We start from the raw sequence: 13,687 nt of genomic DNA on the forward strand, positions 1-13,687 counted from the left end.
GCGCGTCGGTCCCCGCGGGTGTGATGAACCTGACCACAAACCCGATCTGGGCGGGGACGTTATCCCACCGGCCAACCACGCCGGTAGACCCGAGAACAGGGGTTGACCTAACCGTTACACGGCGTGGTGACTCCAAACATGAACCTGTAAGAGATCGTCGGGCGGGGACCGTCCGCCGGGCCGACCCGCCGGGCCGAGCCCGCCGCACGGGCGGGCGCCTCACCCGGCCGGCTCAGGGCAGCGCGGCGTACCAGACCGCGGCCTCCCGGCCGTCGTCCACCGCGGCCAGCAGCCCGGCCGGATCCGCACCCACAGTGACCGTCGGCGCCGCCGAACCGGGCCCGGCCGGACCGCCACCCGGCGGGGCGCCCGGACCATCCGACGACGTCGGAACCGACCCGCCGGCTCCCGCCGGCGCGGCCAGACCCACGCCGCCCCGCCGGAACCGGCCGGCACCGGCAGCGACACGGCCCGCCAGGCGGGCCGCACCGGCTCCGGCGGCGCGTCCACACCGGACCGGCAATCGCCGACCAGCAGCACCCCGACCACGCCGAACAGCACAGCGGTACGCCCGCGCCGCGCCACCCGGCCGTGCCTGGTGACGTACGACGATCGACGACAGCCCCGGACGGCCCGGCGGTGGCGCTCAGTCCTGCGCCGGAGCCGGCTCGTCGGGCCCCGTCCCGACGATGCCCTCGGCCAGGATCCGCTCGGCCACCTCGCGCATGGTCATCCGGTGGTCCATCGCGGTGCGCTGGATCCACTTGAACGCCTGCGGCTCGGTCATCCCGTACGCGGTCATCAGCGCGCCCTTGGCCCGCTCCACCGTCTTGCGGACCTCCAGCCGGTCGGTCAGCCCGGCCACCTCGGCCTCCAGCGCGGAGATCTCCGAGTAGCGGGACAGCGCGATCTCGATCGCCGGCACCAGGTCGCTCTTCTGGAACGGCTTCACCAGGTACGCCATCGCCCCGGCCGCCCGGGCCCGCTCCACCAGGTCCCGCTGACTGAACGCGGTGAGAATGATCACGGGGGCGATCCGCTCCCCGGCGATCCGCTCGGCCGCCGCCAGGCCGTCCATGATCGGCATCTTGATGTCCAGGATGACCAGGTCGGGCTTCAGCTCCTCGGCCAGGCGGACGGCGGTCTCGCCGTCGCCGGCCTCGCCGACCACCTCGTAGCCCTCCTCGACCAGCATCTCGGCCAGATCGAGCCGGATGAGCGCCTCGTCCTCGGCGATCAGCACCCGCCTGCGCTCCGCCTGCGTCTCGGCCACCGGTCGTACCCCCCAAAAATGCCGCCTGCCTCCGACACCTACGGAACCGGGTGTCGCGGGGTTCAGCGTAGTGGGTAGTCTGTGAGGCGCCAGCATGCCCCGGCATCAATTAGCAGGCCCTGGCACCGAAAAGTCCCTGTACTCCAATCGGCAGAGAGGCGGAGCTCAAACCTCCGACAGTGTGGGTTCGAGTCCCACCGGGGACACCAAAATTGTCGTACGCCGGTTCGAAAATGACCGGGTGCATCCAGTTGAGATCCGCACCCGGGCTCGGCAGCTTTACCTTACGGGCACCTCGGTGGCGGGTGCCGCGCGTGCGGTCGGCCTGCCCTACCGCACCGTATGGCACTGGTGCCATGACCGCCCCGAGCCGAAGAAGGTCGGCACCGCCACACGCTGCTTCCGGTGCCAGCCGTCCGCGACCGTCGACGAGCCGGCCTACGCCTATCTCCTCGGGCTCTACCTCGGCGACGGCCACCTGGTCAACTCCGCCCGGGTGCCGGTGCTGCGGATCGCCTGCGCGGACGCCTGGCCGGGCCTGATCGAGGCCTGCGACCAGGCGATGCGCGCCGTCCTGGCCGCAAAGGTCCAACGGGTGCGGAAGCAGGGCTGCGTCTCGGTGCAGAGCTACGGCACGCACTGGCCGTGCCTGCTGCCGCAGCACGGCCCGGGCAAGAAGCACGAACGGCCGATCGTGCTCACCGACTGGCAACGGGACATCGTCGCCGCCCATCCCGGGCCCTTCCTTCGCGGCCTGTTCCACTCCGACGGTGCCCGGTTCAGCAACCGGGTGAAGGTGCGTGGCAGGTACTACGTCTATCCGCGGTACATGTTTGTCAACCACTCCGCCGACATCATGGGTCTGTGCCAGTGGGCGCTGGACCTGCTGGGCATCGCCTGGCGGATGAACCGACCCGTCTCGCTCTCCGTCGCCCGTCGGGACGCCGTCGCCTTACTGGACCGGTACGTCGGCCCGAAGAACTGATCCGGGACGAGACCGACATGGGACGCGCCACCCTGTCAGTCGGCCCGCAGCGCGTCCAGCGCCGCGTCGATGCCGGCCGCGAGCCGGTCCCGGTCGGCCGCCGCGCGGGAGACCAGGGCCCGGCCGACCGCCGCGGCGAGCCTGACTCCGCTCGCCGCGGCGGTCGACGGGCGCCGGTCGGCCCGCTCCGGTCCGCGCTGACCGGTCGGTCCGTTCGGACCCGGCCGGCCGGTTCGGTCAGTCCGTCGCGCCCGGCGGGCGCCACATCCGGTAGAACGGGGTGCCGTCGGTCAGTCGGATCGCCGACGGCGTCATCTCGGCGTACCCGTGCCGGCGGTAGACGCGCTGGTTGTCGGGGTTGGTGGCCTCCAGGTAGGCGGCCAGTCCCTGCTCGTCCAGGCGGGTGTGGGTCTGCCGCATGAGCGCGCTGCCGAGGCCCTGGCCCCACCGTGCCGGTTCGACAGCGAGGAAGGCCAGGTGCCAGTGCGGCTCCTCGGGATGGTTGCCGTCGAACAGTTCGTCCAGTTCGGTGAACCGGTGCAGGTGCGGGCCGGCGAGGTCGGCGAGCCGCTGTTCGTAGTCGGCCGGGGCGCTCGGTTCGGCCGTGCGGTCGAACCAGACCGCGGTGGCGGACCGGTCGGCGGTCAGCAGCACCTCCCCCGCACCGTCCGCCGCGTGCGCGGTGAGCAGGTGGAAGAAGTCCCGCATGACCGGCAGCCGCCGGTCGGGGTCCGGGACCAGGTAGTGGTTGGCGTCGAGGTGGTCGAAGGACCGGGCGATCAGGTCCGCGGCGAGGCGGACGTCGTCCGCGTCGGTCACCCGTTGGATGGTGGTCGGCGTGGTCATCGCCGGCCCTCCTCGTCGTCGAGCAGTGCGGAGAATCCGGTGGCGCTGGCCGCGGCGGCGCGGGGTCCCAGGCCGATGCCGTCGTAGACGGTGCGGTTGGTGACCCGCAGCACCAGGCCCCAGACCGTGCCGATCACCAGCATGGCCAGCAGGAGCAGCGGCACCACGAAGGCCGGTCCGGTGCCGGGGTCGACACCGAAGAGGGCGTCCAGGTTGGTGACCGCCAGGTAGCTGATGACCAGGAGCAGGACGCTGGCGATGGCCGGCGCGATCGCTCGCCGCCACAGGTTCTCGCCGCGGGCGCCGCGGCCGAAGTAGCCGAGCACGGCGACGCTGGTGGCGGTGATGAGCAGCAGGACGCCGAGGCCGCCGGTGCTGCCGCCCCAGAAGAACAGCTGCACCAGGGGGTCCCAGTCGGCCGCCGCGAACAGAATGATCACCATCAGGCCGCAGACCGACTGGACGAGGGAGGCGTTGCGGGGCGCGCCGTCGGCGGTGGCCCGGCCGAGTACCCGGGGGAAGACCCCTTCCCGGCCGAGGGCGAACATGTAGCGGGAGATGATGTTGTGGAAGGCGATCATCGCGGCCAGCAGCGAGGTGACGAAGAGGGTCTCTCCGATCTGGACGGCGTTGCCGCCGAGCGATCCGGACGCCAGGTTGAAGAACATCTCCGGGCCCTCCGCGCGGGCCCGGTCGACGGCCTGGTCGCCGGCCGCGGAGATCTGCACCCAGGAGGCGAAGGCGTAGAGCACGGCGATGAGGACGATGGTCACGAAGGTCGCCCGGGCCACGGTGCGTTTCGGATCGCGACTTTCCTCGATGTACACCGCGCCCTGTTCGACGCCGGCGAATCCGGTGGCGGCGATGACCAGCAGCGCGCCGGCGCCCGGTCCCCAGAGGCTGCTCGGCGACACCGGGGCCAGGGACGGGCTGAAGCCGTCGGAGAAGAGGATCACGACGCTGTAGACGAGCACCAGCACGGTTTCGCTGATGACCAGGACCGCGAGGACCTTCTCCGACACGCCGACGTCCCGGATGCCCAGCAGGGCGGTGATCAGCCAGGCGACCAAAGCGAGGCCCCACCACGGTAGGTCCAGGCCGGCGGACTGCTTGAGCAGCGGCGCGGCGATGACGCCCAGGCCGCCGTACGAGGCGAACTGGAAGCAGTTGTACGCCACCAGCGCGACCCACGCGGAGCCGACCCCGAGGGGGCGGGAGATGCCCAGGGCGATGTAGGCGTAGAAGGCGCCGGCGTTGGTGATGTGCCGGGCCATCGCGACGTAGCCGACCGCGAAGATGATCAGGGTGAGGGCGACCGCGACCATGGCGATCGACACCCCCGACAGTCCGGTGACGGCCAGGCCGGTCGTGACGACGCCCGCGACGACGGTCAGCGGGGCGATGGACGACGCGATGGACAGGCCGATCCCGGGCGCACCGAGGCGGTCCCGGGCCAGCGCGGAGGACACGACGCTCCGCTCGGACACGCGAGGTGCCGAGGGGCGAGGCGATTGTACGGCGGACAAGGGGTTCTCCTATGGGTGGGGAAGGGAGGAAGGGCCAGGATTTTGGTGGCAGATGGAGGTCGGGGTGTGCCCGGTTACCATCGCGCGCAGGGTCAGCGGGTCATCACCGTTTCGCCGACCGCGGTCTCGGCGTGGTGCAGGATCTCGCGCAGCATGATGTGCATCCGACGCTTGATCTGCTCGGCCAGGCGGACCAGTTCGTGCTGTTCGAGCAGGGCCAGCGTCCGCTGGTGCAGGCCGGTCGCCAGCATCAGCCCGGCCAGCACGAGGTCGAGTTCGGACAGTTCCCGGCCCTTCTGCAGGGCGGTGCTGATCCGTACCGCCGGCCACCCGGTGGCGTTCGTGTCGGTCGGGGTGTAGTAGACGGTCGGCCGACCGAGCAGGCTGCGTCGTTCCTGCCGGCTGACCAGGCCGGTCCGGGACAGCCGGGCGACCACGAGATCGGCTGCCCGGTTGTCGGCGGACAGGAAGGCGATCCAGTCCCGCGCGCGCTGTCCGGCCGGTGTCGGGTCGAGGCGGTGGGACCGGTTACGGCGTTCCTCCTCGATCAGCTGGCTCATCACCGGCGCGAGCGCCGGGTCGTCCGGCAGCGTCGCGCCCGGGACCGGGTACAACCGACCGGAGGAGATGGTCAGGCAGCGCCAGATCACCAGCTCGGTCAGCAGGGCGGCCGCCAGCCCGATGCCGAGCGGGCGGCTGCCGAGTTGGGCGCGACGCACGACCGTGTCGTGGGCGCAGAGCCAGAACTCGTCCGCCAGCGGGATCTGTGCGCTCACGTCGCGCACGACGGGCCGGTGCGACGTGGACGACGGTTGTCGCGTCGGGGCGACGGGTGCCGACAGGCGGCAGCGGGGCGCGCGGTGCCCGGCATAGAGGGGTCCTCCGAGGGATCCGTGGAGTAGCGGTTACTTCACGATCACAATGAGTTCGGGCGTCACCATACTGGAGATCGCCTATGTCGACCATCCGCCTTTGTAAACAGACAAAAAACTTAATGGTCGTTGCGTACCGGCACGCGCCGGCTCCAGACCGTGTTCAGCACCGCTCCGTCGGCCGGCGTGTAGGCCAGCACCAGCACCCGGTCGGCCCGGATCCGGTCGGTCAGGCGGGCCGCCACGCCGCCGGCCTCCGGGACCGGGGCGACGACGATCGGGACGGTGCCCTCCTCGACCAGTTCGTCGACCACGGTGCCGACCCGGGTCAGCGCGCCGGGCCGTGGGGTGAGCCGCAGGACCGCGATGTCGTGCCGGGGCAGTCGCTCCGCCAGCCCGGCCACCAGGAGTTCGGCGCCGCGCCGGGGGCGAGCCGGTCGGTCCGAGCCGTACACCACGACCAGTTCGTCGCTGGTGGCCAGCTCGGCGAGCCGGGCCACCACGGCCGGCGCGTCCGCGCGCAGGGCGGCCTCGTCGACCACGACGACCGAGGTCGCCGTCTCGGTCGACTCCACATCGGACCGGACCGCCAGCCCGAGACCGACCCGGAGGCCGTGCGCCTCGACGTAGTGGGCCACCGCGAGCAGCGTCAGGGCGCTGATGATCCAGGCGGTGGCGGCGGAGTGGCTGAGCCGGTGGACCGCGATCAACGCGAGCGGGGGCAGCAACGCGCCGAACGCGGCGGCCGAGCCGGTGACCCCCAGCAGCGCGCCGACGGTGTCGGGCCGCGCCGCCTTGCCGATCAGCGCCAGCAGCACGCCGCCGGCCAGGCCGTCGCAGACGGCGATCACCGCGATGACGGGTACGGCCAGCCACCACAGCCGGGGCGCCACCGCCACCACGAGGCACAGCGAGGCGGCCACCACGTAGCAGGTCGTCAGCAGCCGTACGGCGGGCCGCCGGTCGGTCAGCCATCCGCCGACCAGCCGGGCGGCGGCGGCGAGCGTCACCACCGCCGCGGTGATCACCAGCGCCGCGTACCAGGACAGCCGGAACCTGATGAACAGGTAGAGCGGCAGGTACATGCTGACCGCGACCAGGCCACCCAGCGCGACCGCGTACAGGGCCGACAGGGAGGTGGTGCAGGCGAGCCGGATCAGCTCCAGGCTCCGGCGGACCGGTGAGCCCGCGCGGTGCACGACGACGTGGTCGCGGAAGGTCAGCGCGGCCAGGCCGGCGAAGCCGACCAGGGCGGCGCCGAGCACGACGGCCGCGCGGCGACCCTCCGGGTCCCAGGCGCGGGCGACGGCGGAGAAGAGCACCGCCAGGGCGGTACCGCAGCTGAAGACCCCGAGGGCGCGGCCGCGATGGCCGTACCGGAAGGTGGTCGCGACGAGCGAGCCGCCGACGACCAGGGCAGTGCCGGCCACCCCGGACACCGCGCCGGCGGCCACCACGGCGGGCAGCCGCCCGGCCAGGCCCATGCCGACGGCAGCGCCCGCGGCGACCAGGCTGACCACCGGGTACGTCAGCCGCGGCCCGTACCGGTCGGTCAGTACCCCGACCGGCAGCCGGGCCAGCGCGGCCACCAGCAGCGGCAGTGTCATCAGCAGCGCGTACGTCGGCCCGGGCGGGACGCCGAACCGGTCGTGCAACTGCGGGCCGAGCAGGATCCAGGCCCGCAGGTTGAGCCCGAGCCCGACGGTGGCCAACAGCAGGACGACGGTCGCGCGGGGTGCCCGCGGTGCCGGCACGGTCGGTCCGCAGGGGTCGTTGATCACCGTCAGCCGCTCCGCGTCATGGCTGTCGTCTCCCGGATCGTCGTCGTGGTGATCCAGCCTGCACCGTCGGTAGTGATCCGCGCCACCCCCGGTGGACCGTCCTCGGCGGGTACGGGCCGATGAGACGAGGGTCATTCCTCCCGGCGACCCGGAAGAAGTCGACCGGGGCCGCAGTTGGCCATCGTGTGATCGACGTACCCCTGTCCGTGCTCGACCTCGCCCCGGTGGCCGCCGGCACCCGGGCCGGGGACGCGCTGCGGCACACCACCGAACTGGCCCGGCGCACCGAGGAACTCGGCTACCACCGGTTCTGGGTGGCCGAACACCACAACATGCCGGGCATCGCCAGTTCCGCGCCGGCCGTCCTGCTCGCCCACCTGGCGGCGCACACCTCGACCATCCGGGTCGGTTCGGGCGGGGTGATGCTGCCCAACCACGCCCCGCTGGTGGTCGCCGAGCAGTTCGGCACCCTGGAGGCGCTGCACCCGGGCCGGGTCGACCTGGGCATCGGTCGCGCGCCGGGCACCGACCAGATGACCGCGCTGGCGTTGCGCCGGACGATGGAGGGCCTGTCCGCGGAGGGTTTCCCGCAGGAGCTGGCCGACCTGATGGGCTACTTCGACGGCTCCTCGGCCGGCCGGATCACCGCCACCCCGGGCCACGGCGACCGGCCGGCCGTCTGGCTGCTCGGGTCCAGCGGTTTCAGCGCCCGGCTGGCCGGGCTGCTCGGGCTGCCGTTCTCCTTCGCGCACCACTTCAGCGCCGCCAACACCGTGCCGGCGCTGGCGTTGTACCGGGAGAGCTTCCGGCCGTCCCGGTGGTTGGACGAGCCGTACGTGATGGTCGCCGTCAGCGCGATCTGCGCCGACACGGACGAGCGCGCCGAGTGGCTGGCCGGGCCGAGTGCGCTGTCCTTCCTGCGGTTGCGGGCGGGTCGACCGCAACCGTTGGCCACGCCGGAGGAGGCGGCCGCCCATCCGTACACGGACCTGGAGCGGGAGTTCGTCCACGAACGCCGGGTGGGGCAGGCGCTGGGCTCGCCGGCGACGGTCCGCCGGCAGCTCGCGGAGTTGCTGGCGCGGACCGGGGCGGACGAGCTGATGCTGACCACGATGGTCTACGACCTCGCCGACCGGTCCCGGTCGTTCGAACTGATCGCCGAGAAGGTGGCCGGCGGCCTGCGCCGACCCGCCTGACCGGGTCCCGGCGGGCCGCGGTGTCCGTCGGCCCGCCGGAACCGGTCCGGTCGCCGCGGGTCAGCGCGCGTCGACCACGGCCCGCAGGAACGAGCGGGTCCGGTCGTGCTCCGGTTCGGTGAAGATCTGCTCGGGTGGCCCCTGCTCGATCACCTTGCCCTCGTCGAACATCATCACCCGGTGCGACACGTCCCGGGCGAAGTGCATCTCGTGCGTGACGATGAGCATGGTGATGTCGGTGCTGTCGGCGATCTCCCGCAGCACGTCCAGCACCCCGGCCACGAGTTCCGGGTCCAGTGCCGAGGTGACCTCGTCGAGCAGCAGCACCTTCGGTTCCATGGCCAGCGCCCGGGCGATGGCCACCCGTTGCTGCTGACCGCCGGAGAGCTGGTGGGGTCGGGCGTCGGCCTTGTCGCTCAGGCCGACCCGGTCCAGCAGTTCCCGGGCCTTCCGCTCGGCCTCGGCCCGGTCGGTGCCCAGCACCCGCACCGGCGCCTCGGTGATGTTGCGTAGGACGGTCATGTTGGGGAACAGGTTGAACTGCTGGAACACCATTCCCACGGACTTGCGCGCCTGGCGCAGGTGCTTCTCGTCGGCGGGCCGGAACCCGTCGCCGTGCGGGACGTGGCACAGCGGCTGGCCGTCGACCCGGATGCAGCCGCCGTCCGGCTTCTCCAGGGTCATCAGCAACCGCAGGATGGTGGTCTTGCCCGAGCCGCTGGGCCCGATCAGGGTGACCCGTTCGCCCGGCGCGACCTGGAAGTCCAGCTCGCGCAGCACGATGGTGTCGCCGAACTTCTTGACGACGTTGTCGAACCGGATGATCGGCTGCGCCGGCCCGGGTCGTTCGACGGTTTCGAGGACGGGTTCAACGGCCAAGGCGGGTCTCCAATCGTCGCAGCGCGATGGCGGTGGGGTAGCTCGCCGCCAGGAAGATCAGGCCGGCCAGCGTGATCGGTTCCAGATAACGGAAGCTGGCTCCGCCTATCGACTGCGACCGTTGCACCATTTCCGGAACGGTGATGAGCGCCAGGAACGGCGTCTCCTTGAACATCGAGATGACGAGGTTGCCCAGGGCCGGTAGCACCCGGCGGACCGCCTGCGGCAGCACCACGCGTTGCCAGGTGTACCGGGGCGGCATGGACAGCGCGGTGCACGCCTCCCACTGGCCCTTGGGTACGCCGTCGATGCCGGCCCGGTACACCTCGGCGTAGTAGCAGGCGTAGTGCACGCCCAGGCCGATGACGCCGGTGGTGAGCGCCGGCAACGTGATGCCGGCCAGCGGCAGCACGTAGAACAGGAAGAAGAGCTGCACCAGCAGCGGGGTGCTGCGGACGAACTCGATGAACCCGCCGACCACCGGGGCCAGTACCGGCACCCGGGCCCGGCGCACGACGGCGAAGACGAGCCCCAGCGCCGCGCCGACCAGGGTGCCCAGCACCGTGGCCACCAGGGTGAACCGGACGAACGCGGTGAGCAGGTCCGGCAGGATCTCCAGGGCGTAGCCCCAGTCCCAGGTCACGCGGCCTCCTTCTCGACGAGCGGGCCACGCAGCCGGAACCGGCGACGGGCCGGCTCGTCCTGTCCGACGGCCGCCTTGGCCCGCCGTTCCAGGAACCGGACGCCCAGCGTGAGCAGGTACGCCAGCACCAGGTAGACCAGCAGGGCCAGCGAGAAGATGAACAGCTCATGCCCCTCGGCGGCGCGGAAGCTCTGGGTCACCGCCGTCACGTCCACGATGGTGATGGTGTAGACCAGTGGCGTCGCCTTCAGCAGTTGGATCAGCAGGTTGCCGAACGGCGGGATCATCCCCACCACGGCCTGCGGCAGGACGACCAGTCGCATCCGTTGGTAGGGCGTCATGTTGAGGGCGACGGTGGCCTCCGACTGGGTCCTCGGCACCGCGTTGACGGCTCCCCGGACCACCTCGGCGCCGTAGGCGCCGTAGTTGAGGCTGAAGGCGAGCACGCCGGCCGCGAGTGGTTCCAACGTCCAGCCGAAGGTGGGCATCACGAAGAAGAGCCACCACAGCTGCACCAGCAGCGAACTGCCCCGGAAGAACTCGATGAACAGCCGGGCCACGAACCGCTGCGGGCGGCCCCTGGACAGCGACAGCAGGCCGAAGGCGAACGAGACGACCAGCGCCCCGGCGGCGCCCAGCACCGTGACGAGCACGGTGATCCAGACGCCGCCGAGCAGGTCGTCGAACCAGGGGGCGAAGGTGGAGATGGCGTCCACGACGACCGACTCAGCCCTGGCAGAGCTTCTCGGTGGTCAGGTCCGCCGGTGGCACGGTCTCCGGGCCGAACCCGAACGGCTGGATCAGCTCCAGCAGCTTGCCGGACTCCCTCAGCTTGGCCAGTTCGCGGTCGAACGCCATACGCAGTTCGTCGCTCTCGTTGCGGAACACGGCACCGCCGGCGCCGATCTGCTCCTTGCCGTCGACGACCGGGGTGAACGGCTCGGTCAGCTCGAAGCCGGAGTTCGGGTTGTCCTTCAGCATGTTGCGCAGCGAGATGCTGGTCAGCGCGAACGCCTGGATGCGGTTCGCCTTGAGGGCGGACAGCCCGTCGCGCTGGCTGGCCACCTCGACGGTCTTGGTGACGCCCTGCTTCTTGCCGAGGCTGGCCTCGACGGAGCCGGGCAGGACGCCGAGGGTGATCCCGGACTTCGCCACGGACGGGAAGTCGGTGATCTGCTTCGGGTTGCCGGCGGGCACCAGGAACGCCTGCGGCGCGACGTAGACCGGCGCGGAGAACTTCGCCTGGGCGCAGCGTTCGGGCAGGATGAACATGCCGGCCGCGACGACGTCGAATCGCTTGGCGTTCAGGCCGGGGATCAGTTGGCCGAACTCGACCTGGACGCCGCGCAGTTCCTTGATGCCGAGCGACGTCCAGATCTCGCGGTGCACCGCCGGGTCCTGCCCGGTCAGGTCGCCGCCCTCCTTGTACGCGTACGGCGCCTCGCCGGCGAACCCGACGGTGAGGTAGCCGCGCTCCTTGGCCTGCTTCAGCAGGCCCTGGCCGCCGGCGCCGGAGTCCGCGGTACCGGTCCGGGAACAACCGGCCAGCGCGCCGGACGCCACCACCGCCCCGGCGGCGGCATACCGGAACAGGTTGCGTCGGGTCACTACACGTTCAACGGCCACGGTCACTCCCTCTGATAGACAAATCGAGTGCCTGGACGGCCGACGCTAGTCAAGATCAGTTAGGGGTACAAATTTGATTGGCGCATTGTGACCAGACCTTAATCACTCTCCGCGAGAAAACGCACCGACACTGAGCGGCGCGCTCTCGCAGATTGAGGCGGAAAGACTACTCTGTGTGACTGGCGGGGAGAGCCGCCACCTGAACCGGTATGTCGTATAAATAGTGCTATGGGGTCTGAGCCGGAGCCTGTTTCGCGACTGATCCATGCGGTACGCCCCGGAGCGCGCGTCGAGCGGCTGGAGCTCTTCTTCGATCTGGTCTTCGTCTTCGCGTTCTTCACCATCACCCGGTCGGCGGTCCGCGACCTCACCGCCGGCGGACTGCTCCAAGGGCTGTTGATCATCGCGCTGCTGTGGTGGTCGTGGTGCGCGCACACCGTGGTCGCCAACCGCGTCCGGCTCGGTGACGGCATCGCCCCGATAGCCGTCTTCGCCTCGATGGCGGCGGTCTTCGTCATCGCGTTGAGCATCCCGCAGGCGTTCCGCAACCAGCCCGGCGGTCTCTACGAACCGCTGGTCTTCGCGCTCGGCTACCTCACCGTACGGACGATGCACCTGGCATTGCATTGGTACGCCGCCCGGGACGACCCGCCGCTGCGCCGGCAACTGCGCCGGCTGGCGCTGTCGATGCTGGTGGCCACCGCGCTGCTGGTGCTGTCCGGACTCGTGCCGGAGTACGTCGGCGGCCGGCACCAGACCCTGCTGAAGTTCACCTTCTGGATCCTGGCCGTCGCCGTCGAGTACGGCGTCGGGATGGCCATCGGGGTGTGGGGCTGGGCGGTCGCCTCCGCCGGCCACTGGGTCGAACGGTTCGAACTCATCATCATCGTCGCGTTCGGCGAGACCATAATCGGAATCGGCGTCGGCAGTGAACTGACCGGGGAGTCGATCACCTGGATCACGGTGCTCGCCTCGGTGCTCGACATCGTCATCCTGGCCATCCTGTGGTGGACCTACTTCGACGTCGTCGGCCCGGCCGCGCAGAGCACCATGCACGGCACGCACGGACCGGCCCGGGTGGCGCTCGCCCGGGACGCCTACGTGTACCTGCACCTGCCCATGGTCACCGGGCTGATCGCGCTGGCCCTGGGCGGTGAGTTGCAACTGCGTCACCTCGGTACCGTGGGCGTCGACCTCGGCGCGCCGCAGCCGGACAGCGCCGTGCCGCTGACCTACAGCGGCGTCGCTCTCTACCTGCTCGGACTCATCGGCTTCCAGCTCCGCGCGCTGGGAACGCTGCTGTGGAGCCGGCTGGTCGCCGTCGCCCTGCTCGTCGCGTCGATCCCGGTCGCCGACCGGCTGCCCGCGCTGGCCGCTCTCGGCATCCTGGCCACGGTGTGCGTCCTGCTCCAGGCCACCGAGTTCGTCGCCCTCCGACAGTCCCGGCAAGTGCTGCACGAGGCGATCCGGCGGGAGCGGGCCGCGCACGAACGGCGGGAGACCCAGTGGCGGCGCGAACCGTACCGGTGACGGTGCGGCCCGGCGCGGCGGACCGGCGGGGTCAGACCCAGGCCTCCGGATCGGCGGCCAGTTCGCGGACCCGGGCGGGCAGCTTGCCGGAGGCGACGTCGGCGATGGAGACCAACTCCAGGATCTCCCGTTCGCTGGCCCGCAGCGCGATCCAGACCTCCTGCAGGGCCTGGGCGGTGCCCCGGTAGCCGAGGTTCTCCGGGCGCTGGCCCCGGATGTTGGCCAGCGGACCGTCGACCACCCGGATCACCTCGGCGAGGGAGATCTCCGCCGCCGACCGGGCCAGCCAGTAGCCGCCCTCCGGGCCACGCTGGGCGTGCACGATGCCGCCCCGGCGCAGTTGCAACAGGATGCTCTCCAGGAACTTCGGCGGGATCTCCTGGGCGCGGGCGATCTGCTCGGCGGTGACCGGCCGGCGGGCCGGCGCGGACCCGCCGACGGCGGCCGCCTCCTGCTCGGCGGTGGAGGCGGCCAGTTCGGCGACGGCCCGCAACGCGTAGTCGACCCGGGCGGAGAGACGCATCCGCCCA

At 71.3% G+C, this 13,687-nt stretch carries 14 protein-coding genes and 1 tRNA gene; 4 read left to right on the forward strand and 11 right to left on the reverse strand.

What is annotated here, in order from left to right; genetic code table 11:
- Positions 1–232 precede the first annotated feature (232 nt).
- Together ACFOX0_RS25975 and ACFOX0_RS25980 are read right to left on the reverse strand one after the other, a co-directional pair.
- Complete coding sequence (locus tag ACFOX0_RS25975) at positions 233–430, reverse strand: hypothetical protein (protein ID WP_377550643.1); 198 nt, start codon at positions 428–430, stop codon at positions 233–235.
- 216 nt (positions 431–646) lie between these two features.
- Complete coding sequence (locus tag ACFOX0_RS25980) at positions 647–1,273, reverse strand: ANTAR domain-containing response regulator (protein WP_377550645.1); 627 nt, start codon at positions 1,271–1,273, stop codon at positions 647–649.
- Positions 1,274–1,405: 132 nt separating this feature from the next.
- On the opposite strand from ACFOX0_RS25980, the gene ACFOX0_RS25985 reads away from it, so the two are divergent.
- Together ACFOX0_RS25985 and ACFOX0_RS25990 are read left to right on the forward strand one after the other, a co-directional pair.
- Positions 1,406–1,482, forward strand: a tRNA-Leu gene (locus ACFOX0_RS25985).
- 89 nt (positions 1,483–1,571) lie between these two features.
- On the forward strand, positions 1,572–2,258 hold the full coding sequence (locus ACFOX0_RS25990) for a transcriptional regulator (protein ID WP_377550647.1): 687 nt from the start codon (positions 1,572–1,574) through the stop codon (positions 2,256–2,258).
- A 237-nt stretch (positions 2,259–2,495) separates the two neighbouring features.
- On the opposite strand, the gene ACFOX0_RS25995 is transcribed toward ACFOX0_RS25990, so the two are convergent.
- The 4 genes from ACFOX0_RS25995 to ACFOX0_RS26010 form a co-directional block, all read right to left on the reverse strand.
- Complete coding sequence (locus tag ACFOX0_RS25995) at positions 2,496–3,104, reverse strand: GNAT family N-acetyltransferase (RefSeq protein ID WP_377550649.1); 609 nt, start codon at positions 3,102–3,104, stop codon at positions 2,496–2,498.
- Positions 3,101–4,591, reverse strand: coding sequence for an APC family permease (locus tag ACFOX0_RS26000; RefSeq protein WP_377550651.1), 1,491 nt, complete (start codon positions 4,589–4,591; stop codon positions 3,101–3,103). The genes ACFOX0_RS25995 and ACFOX0_RS26000 overlap by 4 nt, the downstream gene beginning before the upstream one ends.
- A 131-nt stretch (positions 4,592–4,722) precedes the next feature.
- Complete coding sequence (locus tag ACFOX0_RS26005; RefSeq protein ID WP_377550653.1) at positions 4,723–5,406, reverse strand: GOLPH3/VPS74 family protein; 684 nt, start codon at positions 5,404–5,406, stop codon at positions 4,723–4,725.
- 215 nt (positions 5,407–5,621) lie between these two features.
- A complete protein-coding gene (locus ACFOX0_RS26010; RefSeq protein ID WP_377550655.1) occupies positions 5,622–7,283 on the reverse strand; it encodes an MFS transporter in 1,662 nt (553 codons plus the stop codon).
- Between the two features lie 185 nt (positions 7,284–7,468).
- Between ACFOX0_RS26010 and ACFOX0_RS26015 the strand changes: the two genes are divergently transcribed.
- A complete protein-coding gene (locus ACFOX0_RS26015; protein WP_377550657.1) occupies positions 7,469–8,479 on the forward strand; it encodes an LLM class flavin-dependent oxidoreductase in 1,011 nt (336 codons plus the stop codon).
- A 60-nt stretch (positions 8,480–8,539) separates the two neighbouring features.
- Here ACFOX0_RS26015 and ehuA read toward each other — a convergent pair whose 3' ends face one another.
- From ehuA to ehuB, 4 genes are read right to left on the reverse strand one after another with little or no spacing between them, the layout of a single operon-like run.
- Positions 8,540–9,358 carry an ectoine/hydroxyectoine ABC transporter ATP-binding protein EhuA gene (gene ehuA / locus ACFOX0_RS26020; RefSeq protein WP_377550659.1) on the reverse strand — a complete coding sequence of 273 codons (819 nt, stop codon included), beginning with the start codon at positions 9,356–9,358 and terminating at the stop codon, positions 8,540–8,542.
- Positions 9,348–10,001, reverse strand: a complete 654-nt coding sequence (gene ehuD, locus ACFOX0_RS26025; protein WP_377550661.1) for an ectoine/hydroxyectoine ABC transporter permease subunit EhuD — start codon at positions 9,999–10,001, stop codon at positions 9,348–9,350. The genes ehuA and ehuD overlap by 11 nt, the downstream gene beginning before the upstream one ends.
- On the reverse strand, positions 9,998–10,717 hold the full coding sequence (gene ehuC / locus ACFOX0_RS26030) for an ectoine/hydroxyectoine ABC transporter permease subunit EhuC (RefSeq protein ID WP_377550663.1): 720 nt from the start codon (positions 10,715–10,717) through the stop codon (positions 9,998–10,000). Before ehuC ends, ehuD begins: the two co-directional genes overlap by 4 nt.
- 10 nt (positions 10,718–10,727) lie before the next feature.
- Entirely contained in the window at positions 10,728–11,627 is a 900-nt protein-coding gene (gene ehuB / locus ACFOX0_RS26035) for an ectoine/hydroxyectoine ABC transporter substrate-binding protein EhuB (protein WP_377550665.1), read from the reverse strand.
- Positions 11,628–11,855: 228 nt separating this feature from the next.
- On the opposite strand from ehuB, the gene ACFOX0_RS26040 reads away from it, so the two are divergent.
- Complete coding sequence (locus ACFOX0_RS26040; RefSeq protein WP_377550667.1) at positions 11,856–13,157, forward strand: low temperature requirement protein A; 1,302 nt, start codon at positions 11,856–11,858, stop codon at positions 13,155–13,157.
- Positions 13,158–13,188: 31 nt separating this feature from the next.
- On the opposite strand, the gene ACFOX0_RS26045 is transcribed toward ACFOX0_RS26040, so the two are convergent.
- On the reverse strand, positions 13,189–13,680 hold the full coding sequence (locus ACFOX0_RS26045; RefSeq protein ID WP_377550669.1) for an RrF2 family transcriptional regulator: 492 nt from the start codon (positions 13,678–13,680) through the stop codon (positions 13,189–13,191).
- Positions 13,681–13,687: the final 7 nt, after the last annotated feature.

The sequence above is a fragment of the Micromonospora zhanjiangensis genome (assembly GCF_042650605.1).
Classification (GTDB): Bacteria; Actinomycetota; Actinomycetes; order Mycobacteriales; family Micromonosporaceae; genus Micromonospora_J; species Micromonospora_J zhanjiangensis.

What these genes read in the sequence shown, in the direction of transcription:
- ACFOX0_RS25995 (WP_377550649.1), bottom strand. Translation starts at nt 3,104, where the DNA reads ATGACCACGCCGACCACCATCCAACGGGTGACCGACGCGGACGACGTC.
- ACFOX0_RS26040 (WP_377550667.1), top strand. Translation starts at nt 11,856, where the DNA reads ATGGGGTCTGAGCCGGAGCCTGTTTCGCGACTGATCCATGCGGTACGC.
- ACFOX0_RS26045 (WP_377550669.1), bottom strand. Translation starts at nt 13,680, where the DNA reads ATGCGTCTCTCCGCCCGGGTCGACTACGCGTTGCGGGCCGTCGCCGAA.